Below are 14,486 nucleotides of genomic sequence, written 5' to 3' on the forward strand. Positions count from 1 at the left end.
CCGCCGCGGCGGCCACCGCCCGGTCGGCCACCCGGTCCAGCTCCGGCGCGAGGCGGGCCAGCACGGCCGTCGCCTCGAAGGGGTCGAGGCTGAGCAGCCGCACCACGGCGGTGGCCGGTCCGCTCACGCTCTCGTACAGCGCGCAGTACGCCGCGTCGGCCGGGCCGAGGCCGGCCGCCCGCGCCGTCAGCCCGAGCACCACCGGCTGGTGCGCGCCCTTGGGGAACCGCCGTGCCACGGCGTCCAGTTCGTCGCCGGGCCAGGCGGCGCGCGCGGCCCGCAGCAGTTGCCGGCCCAGTCTGCGCGCCGTGGCCCGCAGTGCGGGGGACGGCGTGCGGGCGTCCGCCGCCGCGTCGAGCACGGCCGGGTCCGTCCCGGCGGCCGCCGCCGCGGCCAGCGCGGCGGCGACCAGCCCGGCCGTGTGCAACCGGCCGCGGCAGAACGTCTCCAGGCTCGCCGCGCCCGTGATCCGGCCCGCCTTCACGGCCGCCTCGGCCCCACCGGAGTGGGCGTGCCCTCCGGCGGGGAAGCGGCCGTCGGCCAGGACGAGAAGTGCTGCCCTTGTCACGTCGATGTCCTCACCACGCGTCGGTCAGAACAGGAAGTAGCGTTGGGCCATGGGCAGTTCGGCGGCCGGGGCCGCCTCGACGAGCTCTCCGTCGATGTGCACGGCGAAGCTGTCGGGGTCCACCCGCACGCGCGGGCGCGCGTCGTTCTCCCGCATGTCGGCCTTGGTCACCGCGCGCGTGGAGTCGATGGCGACGAACTTCTTGCCGAGCTGAAGCCGCTCCGGCAGCCCGTCCTCGATCGCCAGCGGCGCCACGAAGTTGACCGAGTTCGACGCCGGCGCCCGGCCGATCGCGCCGTACATCGGGCGCGGCAGGATCGGCTGCGGGGTGGGGATGGAGGCGTTGGCGTCGCCCATCTGCGCGTAGGCGATCTGCCCGCCCTTGAGGACGAGGTGCGGCTTGACGCCGAAGAACGCGGGCTCCCACAGCACCAGGTCGGCGAGCTTGCCGGTCTCGACGGAGCCGATCTCGCGGGCCAGCCCCTGCGCGAGCGCGGGGTTGATCGTGTACTTGGCGACGTAGCGCCTGACGCGGTGGTTGTCGGCGCGGCCGTCGCCCGGCAGCGCGCCCCTGCGCCGCTTCATGACGTGCGCCGTCTGCCAGGTCCGCAGGATCACCTCGCCGACCCGGCCCATGGCCTGGGAGTCGGAGGAGATGATCGAGATCGCGCCGAGGTCGTGCAGGATGTCCTCCGCGCCGATGGTGGAGGGCCGGATCCGGGACTCGGCGAACGCCAGGTCCTCCGGGACGGCCGGGTTGAGGTGGTGACACACCATCAGCATGTCGAGGTGTTCCTCGGCGGTGTTCACCGTGTAGGGGCGCGTCGGGTTCGTCGAACTGGGCAGCACGTGCGACTCGGAGACGACGGTCATGATGTCGGGCGCGTGCCCGCCCCCCGCCCCCTCGGTGTGGTAGGCGTGGATGCCGCGTCCGGCGATCGCGGCGAGCGTGTCGCCCACGAACCCGGCCTCGTTGAGGGTGTCGGTGTGGATGGCGACCTGGATGCCGGTCCGGTCGGCCACGGTCAGCGAGGCGTCGATGACGGCCGGGGTCGAGCCCCAGTCCTCGTGCAGCTTCAGCCCCAGCGCCCCGCCCCGGATCTGCGACAGCATGGCGTCCTGCGAGACGGTGTTGCCCTTGCCGAGGAAACCGACGTTCAGCGGGTACTGCTCCATCGCCTCCAGCATCCGGGCGAGGTGCCACGGTCCGGGCGTCACGGTGGTCGCCTTCGAGCCCTCGGCGGGCCCGGTGCCCCCGCCGACCAGGGTGGTGACGCCCGAGGACAGCGCCTCGTCGGCGATCTGCGGGCAGATGAAGTGGAGGTGGGCGTCGACCGCGCCGGCCGTCAGGATCCGCCCGTTGCCGGCGATGATCTCGGTCTCGGGGCCGATCACCAGGTCCGGGTGGACGCCGTCCATCGTGTCGGGGTTGCCGGCCTTGCCGATGCCGGTGATCCGCCCGTCGCGGATGCCGACGTCCGCCTTGACCACACCCCAGTGGTCGACGACGACGGCTCCGGTGACGACGGTGTCGGGCGTGCCGTCGGCGCGTGTGGCCCGTGACTGTCCCATGGACTCCCGGATGACCTTGCCGCCGCCGAACACCGCCTCGTCGCCGGAGCGTCCGGGGCCGCCGCAGCGGTCCTCCTCGATCTCGATCAGCAGGTCGGTGTCGGCGAGCCGGATGCGGTCGCCGGTCGTGGGGCCGAACAGGTCGGCGTAGGCGGGGCGGGAGATCTCAGGCATCGAGGGCGCCTCCGGTCTCCCCGCGCAGCCCGGGCACGACACGGGCTCCGGCGAGGGCGACGAGTTCGACGTCGACCGGGATCCCCGGCTCGAAGCGCACGGCGGTGCCGGCGGCGACGTTCAGCCGCTTGCCGCGGGCGGCCGCGCGGTCGAACTCCAGACCGGGGTTGGCCTCGGCGAAGTGGTAGTGGGAGCCGACCTGGACGGGCCGGTCGGCGGCGTTGAGCACGGTGAGCCGGGTGACCTCACGGCCCTCGTTGCAGATGATCGCGTCCTCGGCGAAGAGGATCTCTCCGGGAATCACGGCGGTCTCCCCCGTCAGACGATCGGGTCGTGGACGGTGACGAGCTTGGTGCCGTCCGGGAAGGTGGCCTCGACCTGCACGTCGTGGATCATCTCGGGGATCCCCTCCATGACGTCGTCGCGGGTCAGCAGCTTGCGACCGGAGGCCATGAGCTCGGCGACGGTGCGGCCGTCGCGGGCGCCCTCCAGGATGTGCGAGGTGATCAGGGCCACCGCCTCGGGGTGGTTGAGGCGCAGGCCTCGGGCTCGGCGCTTCCCGGCGACGTCGGCCGCCACATGGATCAGCAGCCTCTCCTGCTCGTGCGGGGTCAGTTGCACGTCCCACCTCACATCCTCGCTCCGGACCGTGCGGGGCCCGGTCGCCGCGGCCACGGGAGAAAGCCCCTGGTGGCATCCCTGGTGGCATGGAGCGGCAGGCTAGTGGGACCGCGTTTCGAGCACGTTAACCACGCGGGGATCCGTGCGCCGGCCGCCGCACCGGCGGGGCGACGACACGCGACGCGCCCTGACGTCCGGGGGCGCAGCCCGCACGCCGTCGGTCACTGCGGACGCACGGAGGCGGCCGGGGCCGTATACGGCGGGCCGGGGGCCGGGATCGGCGGGCGGGGGCCGCGGCACGAGGGGACGGCGCATCACCGGGGCGACGGCCCGGCGCAGCGGCGGGGCGACGGTCCGGAGCAGCGGCGGGGCGCGGCGCAGCGGCGGCGGGCCGGCCACGGCAGGGGTGCTACGACGGACCGGGTCCCCGGTACTCCGCCGTGACGCCGAAGCGGTGCTGTTCGCGGGGAGCGGACGCGACCTCGCGCACGGCGGTGACCGAACTGATCACCGGTTGCTCCGCCGGCTGGTCGAGTGCGTCGAGTCGCTCCAGGTCGGCGGCGGAGACGAGGGCGACGAGGGGTTTGCCGTGCCGGGTCACGACCACGCGCTCACCGCCGTACACCACGCGGTTGATCAGGTCGGCGAGCTCAGCCCTGGCTTGCGTCACCGGAATCTCGTAGGCCATGCCCCCATTCTAACGTCACGTACGTCCTGTACATTTTTTACAGATGCGCCAGACGCAGAAAGAGGGGGCACCCATGCGCCGACCGTCCGCCCGTCACGTCCTGCCCGAGTTCACCGAACACACGGGCTCCGGGCGCCGCACGCTGGATCCGTACGCGAAGCTGCTGGAGGAGCGGATCGTCTTCCTCGGGACGCCGATCGACGACGTCTCGGCCGGCGACGTGACGGCCCAGCTCATGTACCTCGAGTACCAGGACCCCGACCGGGACATCGCGCTGTACATCAACTCGCCCGGGGGCCCGTTCAGCGCGATGACGGCCCTCTACGACACCATCCGCTACGTCACCTGTGACGTGTCCACGACCTGCCTGGGCCGGGCGGAGTCGTCCGCCGCGGTGCTGCTGGCCGCGGGCGCGCCGGGCAAGCGGTACGCCCTGCCGGGCGCGCGGATGACGGTCCGCCAGCCGGCCCTGCCGGGTCCCGTGCAGGGGCAGACGAGCGACCTCGCCCTCCAGGCCGACGAGCTGGCCCGCACCCGGGCCGCCCTGGAGGCCATGCTCGTCCGGCACACCGGGCGCGCGCCCGGGCAGATCGCGGCCGACCTCGAGCGGGATCTGTTCCTGACCGCGCCGGAGGCCGTGGCGTACGGCCTGGTGGACGGGATCATCCCCAGCCGCAAGGCGTCCGCCGGCACGCCGGGCCGGGGGTGAGCCGCCGATGGTGCCCGAACTGCCGCCGCTGCCCGCCCTGACGCGCGCCGAAGCCGAGCTGATCGACGGATACCTGGACGTCGTCGACCTGCTCGGGCGCATCAACCCCGCCCACCACGGCGACACCTACCGCGGCCTGCGCGCCGCCCAGGCACTGGTGGCCAAGGCGACGGCGCTGCGCGACGCGCTGACGCTGATGCACCAGCGCGGCGAGAGCGAGCTCCACGCGCCGACGCTCGCGCGGGCGCTGCGGGTCCTGGACGGGGAGCGGCGCACGGCGCGCGTCACGCTGCCGCCACTCGCCGAGAGTTGACCGCGGGTCGACTCCGGTCCGGCCGTTGCGCGATCCGCGCGTGACGACCGGAGCGCAGGCGAAACGACCCAGAAGGCGTACCCCCGTTCGGCAGAGCGTCCAGTGTTCGTCCAGGCATCGAAAAGTTGCGCGGAAGGACGCCCGTCGCCCTGATTCGGTGACGTCATGCCTGGTGGGAGCCACCGAGCAGGCACGGCATCTGATCATCCATCAGAGTGTTCACCCGAACGGGTGAGTGGTGAGTAACCCCACAAATCCTCGGTTCCATTGGGATTTTCGGACATCCGTGAGCCAAGATCCCTGACTGACGACAAGCCCCCGCCACAAGCGGCGGGGCGGTCCGGGCGGACGCCGAGTCCTGCCGCCGCTCGGATGACCGGTCGACAGAAGTGCATCGGCAGGAGTGGAGGACCCAAGCACGACGGGTCGCCGGCCCGGCCGGCTCCGCGAGGAGCCGTCGGACCGAGCAGCCCTTGGGGTGAAGCCGCATCCGCGGCCGGGCAACTTCGCCAGCCCGAATCCGACAGGTCATCCTTCACAGGCGGCTGACGAAGGGTTGCGCATGACTGCGCTCAATCGTGTCCCGTCGCTCATGGCCCGGGCCGGCACCGCCTCGGCGTTCGCCATCGCCGCCGTGGGCGGCTCGGTCGTGGTCCCGGGGCTCGCCTCGGACGCCGCCGCCGCCACACCGGCGGCGAAGGCGCTCCAGATCGCGGCCTCCAAGAAGGGCGCGCCGTACCGGTACGGGGCCACCGGGCCGAAGAGGTTCGACTGCTCGGGGCTCACGCTGTACTCGTACAAGAAGGCCGGCAAGAGCCTGCCGCGCACGGCGGCCCAGCAGTACAACAAGACCAAGCACATCTCGGCGTCCGGCCGCAAGGCGGGCGACCTGGTCTTCTTCCACTCGGGGTCGAACGTGTACCACGTCGGGATCTACGCGGGTAAGGGCAAGATCTGGCACTCGCCGAAGACCGGCGACGTGGTGAAGTTGCAGAAGATCTGGACGAAGAGCGTCTGGTACGGCCGCGTGCGCTGACCGCGGGCCCCGCTGAGCCTCCCGGGGCGGCGCACGACGTCCTGACGCGCCGTCATCGCCCCGGGATCTCGCCCTCCGCCGCCGGAGCCGCGAGAGCGCCCGCCGCGGGCTCCGCCGCCGGAACGGCCCAGGGCAGCTCGACGGTGACCGTCTTGCCGCCCTCCCGGGTGGGCCGCACCCTGAGTCTGCCGCCGCACTCCGCGGTCAGCCAGCGAATGATCACCATGCCTCGGCCGTTGTCCTGCTGGACGGCGGCCGGCAGTCGTTGGGGGAAGCGCGGGTGGCTGTCGGTGACACCGACGCACAGGTGTTCGTCACGGTCGAGGGCGAGGCCCACCGTGAAGGTGGGTGACTGCCCGAAGGTGTGCTGTACGGCGTTCGTGGCGAGTTCGGAGACGATCAGGCGGACGGTGTCGGCCGCTTCCGCGTCCGCCGGCAGACCCCACTCCGCGAGGGTGTCGAGCACGAATCCGCGGGCCGTGGAGACCGAGGCGGGATCGCTCGGCAGAGTGACGGATGCTTCCAGGTGATCTGCCATGGCGACGTCGTCCCTTTCCCACGGGACCGGGGTCCGACACGGTGCGTGTGGTTCGAGTACGGTCCCGGACTGGTGCTTCTTCGCCAGACTGCCATTACCGCGTCGGTCTCGGGTGGCGATCCACCAAGATGTGCATATATCTGTCGCCCGATGCGGTGAACTCTGCCACGGCAGAGCGTATTTGGTCGGCCCGTGAGGAGTAAGGAGGAGCCCGTGCAGCACGGTCCCGCGGTCCGCCGCCGGAAACTCGGCGCGGAACTGCGCACTCTACGCGCCCAGGCGGGTCTCACCAGTGGCGAGGCGGCCCGGCTGGTGGGCTGGCACCAGTCCAAGGTGAGCCGCATAGAGACGGGCACCAGTGGATCAAAACCGGCCGATGTGCGGTTACTGCTCGACGCCTACGGGGTGACCGACGAACGGCTGCGGGAACTGATGCTGGACCTGGCGGGCGCGGGCGGCGGCGGTGGCCGCGACCACTGGTGGCACGCCTACCGAGGGGTGCTGCCCCCCGCCTACCGGGACTTCATCAGCCTGGAGGCGCAGGCGAGTGCGATGCGCACGCTGGAGACGAGCGTGGTGCCGGGTCTGCTCCAGACGGCCGAGTACGCGCGTGCGGTGACCAGCGCGGCCGTGGGGGGCGTCGAGGAGGAACAGCTCGACACCCTGGTGGAGGTGCGGCTGGCGCGGCAGGACGTGCTGCGCGCGCAGCCGCCGCTCGAACTCAACGCCGTGCTGGACGAGGCGGTGCTGCGGCGGGAGGTGGGCGGCCCCGAGGTGATGGCCCGCCAGCTCGGCCGGCTCGCGGAGGCGGCCCGGCTCCCCCAGGTGCGGCTACAGATTCTGCCGTTCTCGGCCGGTGCCCATATCGGGGTAACCGGCCCTTTCGTTATCTTCTCATTTTCGCGCACTTCTGATCTGGACGTGGTTGTTCTCGACCACTTGACGAGTAGCCTCTATCTCGAACGGAAAGAAGACCTCCAGGCCTACACCGAGGCCTTCAACGCCCTTCGGGCGCACGCCCTTTCGCCCGAGGACTCATCGGATTTCCTCGCCGCGACAGCAGACGGCGCATAAGGAGGCACCATGTCCGCAGTACCGCGGAACGTACCTTCCCCTACCGATTCCGACCATTTCCCGCGGCTGCGGTGGCTGCGCAGCAGCTACAGCACGGGAGCCAACAACTGCGTCGAGACGGCCCGTCCGGACCGCGGCCCGTGGGCCGGTCTGCTCGCCGTGCGCGACTCCAAGAACCCGGCCGGACCCGCCCTGCTCTTCTCCCCCGAGAGCTGGACGGACTTCACGTCCGCGTTGCGCTGACCGCGACGACGGAGCCCGACAGCCGCCGACGGCGACCCACGTCGCGCCGGTTCACGGTCGTGTCGCGCCGATCACCCGGACGGCACGCTCCAGCTCCGCTCCGGACAGGTCCGCCCGGGCGGTCAGCCTGAGCCGCGAGACGCCGTCCGGCACGGAGGGAGGACGGAAGCACCCCACGGCCAGACCCGCCGACCGGCAGTCCGCCGCCCACCGCAGGGCCTGCTCCGGGGACGGCGCGCGCACGGAGACGACCGCGGCGTCGGGACGCACCGCTTCCAGGCCCGCGGCCGTCAGGCGTGCGTGCAGCTCGCCCGCCACCGCACGCGCGCGCCGCGCGCGCTCGGGCTCGCGCCGCAGCAGGCGCAGGGCGGCCAGCGCCGCGCCCGCCGCCGCCGGGGCCAGGCCCGTGTCGAAGATGAAGGTGCGGGCCGCGTTCACCAGGTGCTCGATCACGCGCGCCGGTCCCAGCACGGCCCCGCCCTGGCTGCCGAGGGACTTGGACAGCGTGACCGTGACGACGACGTCGTCGGCCCCCGCCAGGCCCGCCGCGTACGGCGCGCCCTGTCCCCCGTCCCCCAGTACGCCGAGGCCGTGGGCGTCGTCCACCACCAGGCCCGCGCCGTGATCGCGGCAGGCGGCCGCGAGGGCGGCCAGCGGGGCGGCGTCGCCGTCGACCGAGAAGACCGTGTCGGAGACGGCCACGGCCGGCCCGTCGTGGGTGCCGAGCGCCTTGCGGACGGCGTCCGGGTCGGCGTGCGCGACGACCTGGGCGGCGCCGCGGGCCAGCCGGCACCCGTCGATGAGCGAGGCGTGGTTGCCCGCGTCGGAGACGATCAGCGAGCCGTGCGGCGCGAGCGCGGTCACCGCGGCGAGGTTGGCCGCGTACCCGGAGGAGAACACGAGCGCCGCCTCGAAGCCGCAGTGCTCCGCGAGCTCGCGTTCGAGTTCGCCGTGCAGCTCGGTGGTGCCGGTCACGAGCCGGGAGCCGGTCGCGCCGCCGCCCCAGGTCCGGGCCGCCGCCGCGGCGCCCTCCACGACCTCGGGATGGCGGGCCAGGCCCAGGTAGTCGTTGCTCGCGAGGTCCAGGAGCGGCGAGTCGGCCGGACGGGGCCGCAGCGTCCGCACGAGCCCGGCCCGGCGGCGCAGCTCCGCCTGTTCGTCGATCCAGCCGAACGCCATGGGTCCTCCGGGGCTTTTGTAGGTAGCGGACAGACACTAGCGGCAGCAATCGCCGACTTCGGTGTGGCAATACCCACACGTCGAACCGGGTGTGTTGTGTGATCCCTACCTTGGCCCGGAGCGGGTCGGTAGGACAGGATCGGCTCTCATGGACCTGCTGAACACGCTGGTGGACAAGGGGCTTCGGCGCGAACTGCCGACCCGCGAGGAAGCGCTGGCCGTGCTGGCCACCTCCGACGACGACGTGCTGGACGTGGTGGCCGCGGCCGGGAAGGTGCGCCGGCACTGGTTCGGGCGGCGCGTGAAGCTCAACTACCTGGTCAACCTGAAGTCGGGGCTGTGTCCCGAGGACTGCTCCTACTGCTCCCAGCGGCTCGGCTCCACGGCCGGGATCCTGAAGTACACGTGGCTCAAGCCCGACGAGGCCTCCCGGGCAGCGGCGGCCGGCCTCGCGGGCGGCGCCAAGCGCGTCTGCCTGGTGGCGTCCGGACGCGGCCCGACGGACCGGGACGTCGACCGGGTGGCCGGCACCATCAAGGCCATCAAGGAGCAGAACGAGGGCGTCGAGGTGTGCGCCTGTCTGGGCCTGCTCTCCGACGGCCAGGCCGAGCGGCTGCGCGAGGCGGGCGCCGACGCCTACAACCACAACCTCAACACGTCCGAGTCGACGTACGGGGACATCACGACCACCCACACCTACGCCGACCGGGTGGACACGGTCACCAAGGCGCACGCGGCGGGTCTGTCGGCCTGCTCCGGTCTGATCGCCGGCATGGGCGAGTCGGACGAGGACCTGGTGGACGTCGTCTACTCGCTGCGCGAGCTGGACCCCGACTCGGTCCCCGTCAACTTCCTGATCCCGGTGGAGGGCACCCCGCTGGCCAAGGAGTGGAACCTCACGCCGCAGCGCTGTCTGCGGATCCTGGCCATGGTCCGCTTCGTGTGCCCGGACGTCGAGGTGCGCATCGCGGGCGGCCGCGAGGTGCATCTGCGCACCATGCAGCCGCTCGCCCTGAACCTGGCCAACTCGATCTTCCTCGGCGACTACCTCACCACCGAGGGCCAGGCCGGCAAGGCCGACCTGGAGATGATCGCGGACGCCGGGTTCGAGGTGGAGGGCGCGGAGCAGGTCACGCTGCCCGAGCACCGGGTGACGGCGGGCGGGGGCTGCGGATCCCACGAGGGCGGCGGCTGCGGCTCGCAGGAGTCCGCCGGGTGCGGTGCGCACGAGGGGTCCGGCTGCGGCTCGCACGAGGGCGGCGGCGTCTGCGGCACGGCTCCGGCCGCCGCCGCGCCCGCCCCGGCGCCCGCGGTCGTCGCGACGGCGGCCGGCGAGGCCCGGACCGATCTGGTCGCCGTGCGCCGCCGCGGCGCCGGCACCGATCTCGCGCCCAATGCCTGAGCCCTCGCCGCTCGGCGTGCCCGAGCTCCTGGAGCTCGACCGGCGGCATGTGTGGCATCCCTACGGCCCCATGCCCGGGCAGGTCGATCCGCTGGTCGTGGAGTCGGCGAGCGGGGTCCGGCTGCGGCTCGCGGACGGCTCCGGCGAGCTGGTGGACGGCATGTCGTCCTGGTGGTCGGCGATCCACGGCTACAACCACCCCGTGCTGAACGAGGCCGTGCGCGAGCAGCTGGGCCGGATGAGTCACGTGATGTTCGGCGGGCTCACCCACGAGCCCGCCGTGCGGCTGGCGAAGCTCCTCGTCGACATGTCGCCCGACGGGCTGGAGCACGTCTTCCTCGCCGACTCGGGCTCGGTGTCGGTCGAGGTCGCCGTGAAGATGTGCCTCCAGTACTGGCGTTCGCTGGGCCGCCCGGCCAAGCAGCGGCTGCTGACCTGGCGCGGCGGCTACCACGGCGACACCTGGCAGCCGATGTCCGTGTGCGACCCCGACGGCGGGATGCACGACCTGTGGACGGGCGTGCTCCCCCGTCAGGTCTTCGTCGACGCGCCGCCGGCCGAGTACGACGAGGCGTACGCCGACACGCTGCGCGCGGCGATCGAGCGGCACGCCGACGAACTGGCCGCGGTCGTCGTGGAGCCGGTGGTGCAGGGCGCGGGCGGGATGCGCTTCCACTCCCCGGGGTACCTGCGGGTCCTGCGCGAGGCGTGCGACGCGCACGGCGTGCTGCTGGTGTTCGACGAGATCGCGACCGGCTTCGGCCGTACGGGCGCGCTGTTCGCGGCCGGGCACGCCGCCGTGACGCCCGACGTGATGTGCGTCGGCAAGGCCATGACCGGCGGCTATCTGACGATGGCGGCGGCCCTGTGCACCTCCCGGGTGGCCGAGGGGATCTCGCGGGGCGAGGTGCCGGTGCTGGCGCACGGGCCGACGTTCATGGGCAATCCGCTGGCGGCGGCCGTCGCCTGCGCCTCGATCGAGCTGCTGCTCGGCCAGGACTGGCTCGCGGAGGTCAAGCGGATCGAGACCGGGCTGCGCGACGGGCTGGCGCCGGCGCGGGAGCTGCCCGGGGTGCGGGACGTGCGCGTCCTCGGGGCCGTCGGCGTGGTCCAGCTCGACCACGCCGTGGACATGAAGGCCGCCACGGACGCCGCCGTGCGCGAGGGCGTCTGGCTGCGGCCGTTCCGCGACCTCGTCTACACGATGCCCCCCTACGTCACCGGCGACGTGGACGTGGCACGGATCGCGCGCGCGGTGTGCGCCGCGGCGCGGGAGGGATGAACATGCCGATCCTGGTGATCACGGGGACGGGCACGGAGGTCGGCAAGACCGTCACGACCGCCGCGGTCGCCGCCTGCGCCCTGGCGGCGGGCCGTTCGGTGGCCGTGCTCAAGGCCGCCCAGACCGGTGTGGCGCCGGGCGAGCCCGGGGACGCCGCCGAGGTCGCGCGGCTCGCGGGAGCGCTCACCACGGCCGAACTGGCCCGCTACCCGGAGCCGTTGGCTCCGGGGACGGCGGCGCGGCGGGCGGGGCTGGCTCCCGTGCGCCCGCAGGACGTGGTGGAGGCGGCGCAGAAACTGGCGGCGGAGCACGACCTGGTGCTCGTCGAGGGGGCGGGCGGGCTGCTCGTCCGGTTCGACGAGGCGGGCGGCACGCTGGCCGACGCGGCGCAGTCGCTGCGGGCGCCGGTGCTGGTCGTGGCCACGGCCGGGCTCGGCACGCTGAACACGACGGAGCTCACGGCCCGTGAACTGCGCTCGCGCGGGCTGGAGCTGCTGGGCGTCGTCATCGGCAGCTGGCCCGACTCCCCGGACCTGGCGTCACGCTGCAACGTGACGGACCTGCCGGAGGTGGCCGGCGCCCCGCTGCTGGGGGCGCTGCCCGCGGGCTCCGGCGCGCTGCCCCCCGCCGCCTTCCGGGTCGCGGCCCGCGGCTGGCTGGCGCCGCGCCTGGACGGGACGTGGGAGGCGGAGGCCTTCCGCGGGCGGACCGGCTCGCAGGTCTAGGACACGGCGTTTCGCCCCCGGTGCGGCGGTGGCGGGCCCTGCGGCGGCGTCCGCGGGCGGGGCCCGGCGACGGGCCCTCTCACGGCCCGTCGCCGTCCGCCAGGAGGCGGACCAGGTCGATGCGGGAGCGGATGCCGAGCCGGGTGAAGACGCCCCGCAGGTGATGGTCGATGGTGCGCGGGCTGAGAGCCAGGCGGGCGGCGATCTCGCGGTTGGTCGCGCCGTCGGCGGCCATCCGGGCGATGAGCAGTTGCTGAGCCGTCAGACGGCTCGTCGCGCGGGTCGTCGGGCGCACGTCCGCCCGTGTCGGGCCGGCCGGTGCGCCGAGGGCGCGCAGTTCGGCGCGGGCGCCCTCCGCGCAGTGCGGGGCGCCGAAGGACTCGAACGCCTGTAGGGCGCTGTGCAGCCGGTCGCGGGCCTCCTTGCGGCGGCGCAGCCTGCGCAACGCGCTGCCGAACAGCAGTTCCGTGCGGGCGCGTTCGAAGACGCGGTCGCCGTCCGCGTGCAGGGCGAGGGCGGTGGCGTAGTGCGCGAGGGCGTCGGGACCGGGAGTGAGCAGGGCCCGGCACCTGGCGCTGAGGGCCAGGTCGTCGGGGCTGCCCACGACGCGGGCCCAGCGGTCGTAGTCGGCGTGCGCGGCGCTCGCGACACGGGTGTCGCCGGTGCGGGCGGCCGCCTCGACGTAGTGCGGGGTGGCGAGGTGACGGACGGCCCGATGGCCGTGGCCGGGTCCGGCGGCGGCGAGGGCGCGCAGCCGGGCCGCCGCGTCGTCGTAGCGTCCGTTGCCCAGGTCGAGGAAGGCGAGCGCCCACTGCGCGAGCGCGGCGGGCAGGCCCAGACCGTGGGCGAGGGCGTGGGAGCGGGCGGCGGCGGCCCGCTCCCGGCACAGCGTCCCGTCTCCGGTGAGGGCGGCGAACATCGCGAGGGCCGCCTGGAGATGGCAGGCCCCGTTGTCCTGTCCGGTGGCGTACGCCTGGTGCAGGGCGTCCAGCGCGGCGGCCTCGGCGGCGTGCGGGCGCCCGGTCCAGAAGTCGGCGTAGGCGCGGAACTCCAGGGCCTGGGAGGCGAGGACGGTGACGCCCCGGGCGCGGGCGGCCGCCGCCGTCCGCACGACGGCGGTGGCGGCCCGGGTGTGGTCGCCGAGCAGGAGGGCGGCGATGCCCGCGTGAAGCAGGTCCGTGGGATCGCCGCCCGGCCCGCAGCGTCCGGCCGTCGCCTCCAGCAGGTCACGGGCGTCCTCGTACCGTCCGTCGACGGCCGCGGCCAGGCCGCCCAGCACCCCGGGCGGATCGATCCCGCACTGCCGTGCCGCCTGCACCGCTTCCCGGCAGCGACGCAGGTCTCCGGTGTAGACGGCGGCTTCGGCGGCCCGCGCGAGCAGGTGAGCGGCGGACCCGGCCGGAGCGGGGCCCGCCCGGTCGGCCCGCGCGGTCCGGGGGACGGCGGCCCGCGCGGCCCCCGCCAGCAGGGCGTCGAACGCCTCCCCCGCGCTGCCCGTGCGCAGGGCGAGAACGCCGGTGACGGCGTCGGCGTCCGCGTGGGCGGCCAGGGTGCGGGACCGGTCGGTCTCGCCGGCGCGCCAGGCGTCGGCGGCCGCGCCGGCGAGCAGCAAGAGACGTGCGCGCGGGTCGGGGCAGAGCGCGGCGGCGCGTTCGGCGAGGGCGCGCGCGAACGCCGGGTCGCCCGCGGCCCGGGCAGCGGCGGCGGCCGCCGCCAGTTCCGCGGCGAGCCGGCCGCTCGGGCCGAGCGCGCCGGCGCCCCGGTGCCAGGCGCGCCGGGGCGTCTCGGCCGGTCCGTGCAGCACGCGGGCGAGCAGCCGGTGGACGTCGCGCCGGTCGGCCGGGGAGGCGGTCTCGTAGGCGGCGATCCGGGTCCAGGCGTCCCGGAAGCCGACCCCGCCCGCCGTGGCGTACGCGACGCCCGCCGCCTCGGCTTCCTCCAGCGGCCGCAGGTCGAGGCGTACGGCGGCGACGGCCCGCTGGAAGGCGTGGGTGGCGACCGGGTACTGGTCGGCCGCGGCCAGCAGCAGCACCAGGCGGGTGGCGTCGGGCAGTTCGCGCACCTCACGGCGGTGGGCCGACAGCCGCCGGGGGGCCAGGTCGACGGGTTCGACGGGCAGCGGGTCGAGGCCGGCCGCCTGCCGCTCGGTGAGCCGGCCCGCTGCCTCGACGGCGGCCCGCGGGTCGCCGTGCACCAGGCGCAGCACGCGGACCCGGACGCCTTCGGGCAGCGCGGCGACCGGGCGCGCGCCGGGGCTCGCGGGCGCCGGTGCCGAAGTGCCGCCGAGAGGTGGGGGGTTCACCGGGGTCACCACCCGACTGACGTTACTGGCGGGTTACTTGAACCGTAAAGACCGGCGACT

16 protein-coding genes are annotated in these 14,486 nt (G+C 74.2%); 8 read left to right on the forward strand and 8 right to left on the reverse strand.

All coding sequences use genetic code 11. The features are described from left to right. The 5 genes from KMS84_RS16975 to KMS84_RS16995 all read right to left on the reverse strand — a co-directional run. A partial coding sequence (locus tag KMS84_RS16975) for an urease accessory protein UreF (RefSeq protein WP_256917073.1) occupies window positions 1-568 on the reverse strand: 568 nt, incomplete at its 3' end. A 24-nt stretch (window positions 569-592) separates the two neighbouring features. Next, window positions 593-2,314, reverse strand: coding sequence for an urease subunit alpha (locus KMS84_RS16980; RefSeq protein ID WP_256917074.1), 1,722 nt, complete (start codon window positions 2,312-2,314; stop codon window positions 593-595). Continuing rightward, a complete protein-coding gene (locus KMS84_RS16985) occupies window positions 2,307-2,618 on the reverse strand; it encodes an urease subunit beta (RefSeq protein WP_256917075.1) in 312 nt (103 codons plus the stop codon). Before KMS84_RS16985 ends, KMS84_RS16980 begins: the two co-directional genes overlap by 8 nt. A 14-nt stretch (window positions 2,619-2,632) precedes the next feature. Next, entirely contained in the window at window positions 2,633-2,935 is a 303-nt protein-coding gene (locus KMS84_RS16990) for an urease subunit gamma (protein WP_256917076.1), read from the reverse strand. Window positions 2,936-3,344: 409 nt separating this feature from the next. Further along, window positions 3,345-3,623, reverse strand: coding sequence for a type II toxin-antitoxin system Phd/YefM family antitoxin (locus KMS84_RS16995; protein ID WP_256917077.1), 279 nt, complete (start codon window positions 3,621-3,623; stop codon window positions 3,345-3,347). A gap of 73 nt (window positions 3,624-3,696) precedes the next feature. On the opposite strand from KMS84_RS16995, the gene KMS84_RS17000 reads away from it, so the two are divergent. The 3 genes from KMS84_RS17000 (at window position 3,697) to KMS84_RS17010 (ending at window position 5,681) form a co-directional block, all read left to right on the forward strand. Then, on the forward strand, window positions 3,697-4,332 hold the full coding sequence (locus tag KMS84_RS17000; protein WP_256917078.1) for an ATP-dependent Clp protease proteolytic subunit: 636 nt from the start codon (window positions 3,697-3,699) through the stop codon (window positions 4,330-4,332). Window positions 4,333-4,339: 7 nt separating this feature from the next. After that, window positions 4,340-4,645: a hypothetical protein gene (locus KMS84_RS17005; protein ID WP_109000869.1), complete on the forward strand. Its 306-nt coding sequence runs from the start codon at window positions 4,340-4,342 to the stop codon at window positions 4,643-4,645. 562 nt (window positions 4,646-5,207) lie between these two features. Continuing rightward, entirely contained in the window at window positions 5,208-5,681 is a 474-nt protein-coding gene (locus KMS84_RS17010; protein WP_256917081.1) for a C40 family peptidase, read from the forward strand. 52 nt (window positions 5,682-5,733) lie between these two features. On the opposite strand, the gene KMS84_RS17015 is transcribed toward KMS84_RS17010, so the two are convergent. Beyond that, complete coding sequence (locus KMS84_RS17015; RefSeq protein WP_256917082.1) at window positions 5,734-6,219, reverse strand: ATP-binding protein; 486 nt, start codon at window positions 6,217-6,219, stop codon at window positions 5,734-5,736. Window positions 6,220-6,432: 213 nt separating this feature from the next. Between KMS84_RS17015 and KMS84_RS17020 the strand changes: the two genes are divergently transcribed. Next, window positions 6,433-7,293 carry a helix-turn-helix domain-containing protein gene (locus KMS84_RS17020; RefSeq protein WP_256917083.1) on the forward strand — a complete coding sequence of 287 codons (861 nt, stop codon included), beginning with the start codon at window positions 6,433-6,435 and terminating at the stop codon, window positions 7,291-7,293. A 9-nt stretch (window positions 7,294-7,302) separates the two neighbouring features. Continuing rightward, window positions 7,303-7,536 (forward strand): DUF397 domain-containing protein, encoded by a 234-nt coding sequence (locus KMS84_RS17025; RefSeq protein ID WP_256917084.1) that lies wholly within the window; start codon window positions 7,303-7,305, stop codon window positions 7,534-7,536. A 51-nt stretch (window positions 7,537-7,587) separates the two neighbouring features. Here the strand turns inward: KMS84_RS17025 and KMS84_RS17030 are convergent, their stop codons facing one another. Beyond that, a complete protein-coding gene (locus tag KMS84_RS17030) occupies window positions 7,588-8,715 on the reverse strand; it encodes an 8-amino-7-oxononanoate synthase (protein ID WP_256917085.1) in 1,128 nt (375 codons plus the stop codon). Between the two features lie 148 nt (window positions 8,716-8,863). On the opposite strand from KMS84_RS17030, the gene bioB reads away from it, so the two are divergent. Genes bioB through bioD form a run of 3 tightly spaced genes read left to right on the forward strand, consistent with a single transcriptional unit; the run spans window position 8,864 to window position 12,124 of the window. Beyond that, the gene (gene bioB, locus KMS84_RS17035; RefSeq protein WP_256917086.1) at window positions 8,864-10,117 is read left to right on the forward strand and encodes a biotin synthase BioB; all 1,254 of its coding nucleotides are present in this window, start codon (window positions 8,864-8,866) and stop codon (window positions 10,115-10,117) included. After that, a complete protein-coding gene (locus KMS84_RS17040; protein WP_256917087.1) occupies window positions 10,110-11,399 on the forward strand; it encodes an adenosylmethionine--8-amino-7-oxononanoate transaminase in 1,290 nt (429 codons plus the stop codon). Before bioB ends, KMS84_RS17040 begins: the two co-directional genes overlap by 8 nt. Before the next feature lie 2 nt (window positions 11,400-11,401). Beyond that, window positions 11,402-12,124, forward strand: a complete 723-nt coding sequence (gene bioD, locus KMS84_RS17045) for a dethiobiotin synthase (RefSeq protein ID WP_256917124.1) — start codon at window positions 11,402-11,404, stop codon at window positions 12,122-12,124. A 79-nt stretch (window positions 12,125-12,203) separates the two neighbouring features. Here bioD and KMS84_RS17050 read toward each other — a convergent pair whose 3' ends face one another. Next, the gene (locus KMS84_RS17050) at window positions 12,204-14,435 is read right to left on the reverse strand and encodes a helix-turn-helix transcriptional regulator (RefSeq protein WP_256917125.1); all 2,232 of its coding nucleotides are present in this window, start codon (window positions 14,433-14,435) and stop codon (window positions 12,204-12,206) included. Between the last annotated feature and the right edge of the window lie 51 nt (window positions 14,436-14,486).

The organism is Streptomyces hilarionis, assembly GCF_024539675.1.
Lineage (GTDB): Bacteria > Actinomycetota > Actinomycetes > Streptomycetales > Streptomycetaceae > Streptomyces > Streptomyces hilarionis.

Bases quoted from the DNA above. Each gene is read 5' to 3' on its own strand.
- KMS84_RS16980 (WP_256917074.1), bottom strand. From the start codon at position 2,314: ATGCCTGAGATCTCCCGCCCCGCCTACGCCGACCTGTTCGGCCCCACG.
- KMS84_RS16995 (WP_256917077.1), bottom strand. From the start codon at position 3,623: ATGGCCTACGAGATTCCGGTGACGCAAGCCAGGGCTGAGCTCGCCGAC.
- KMS84_RS17000 (WP_256917078.1), top strand. From the start codon at position 3,697: ATGCGCCGACCGTCCGCCCGTCACGTCCTGCCCGAGTTCACCGAACAC.
- KMS84_RS17005 (WP_109000869.1), top strand. From the start codon at position 4,340: ATGGTGCCCGAACTGCCGCCGCTGCCCGCCCTGACGCGCGCCGAAGCC.
- KMS84_RS17010 (WP_256917081.1), top strand. From the start codon at position 5,208: ATGACTGCGCTCAATCGTGTCCCGTCGCTCATGGCCCGGGCCGGCACC.
- KMS84_RS17015 (WP_256917082.1), bottom strand. From the start codon at position 6,219: ATGGCAGATCACCTGGAAGCATCCGTCACTCTGCCGAGCGATCCCGCC.
- KMS84_RS17025 (WP_256917084.1), top strand. From the start codon at position 7,303: ATGTCCGCAGTACCGCGGAACGTACCTTCCCCTACCGATTCCGACCAT.
- KMS84_RS17030 (WP_256917085.1), bottom strand. From the start codon at position 8,715: ATGGCGTTCGGCTGGATCGACGAACAGGCGGAGCTGCGCCGCCGGGCC.
- bioB (WP_256917086.1), top strand. From the start codon at position 8,864: ATGGACCTGCTGAACACGCTGGTGGACAAGGGGCTTCGGCGCGAACTG.
- KMS84_RS17040 (WP_256917087.1), top strand. From the start codon at position 10,110: ATGCCTGAGCCCTCGCCGCTCGGCGTGCCCGAGCTCCTGGAGCTCGAC.
- bioD (WP_256917124.1), top strand. From the start codon at position 11,402: ATGCCGATCCTGGTGATCACGGGGACGGGCACGGAGGTCGGCAAGACC.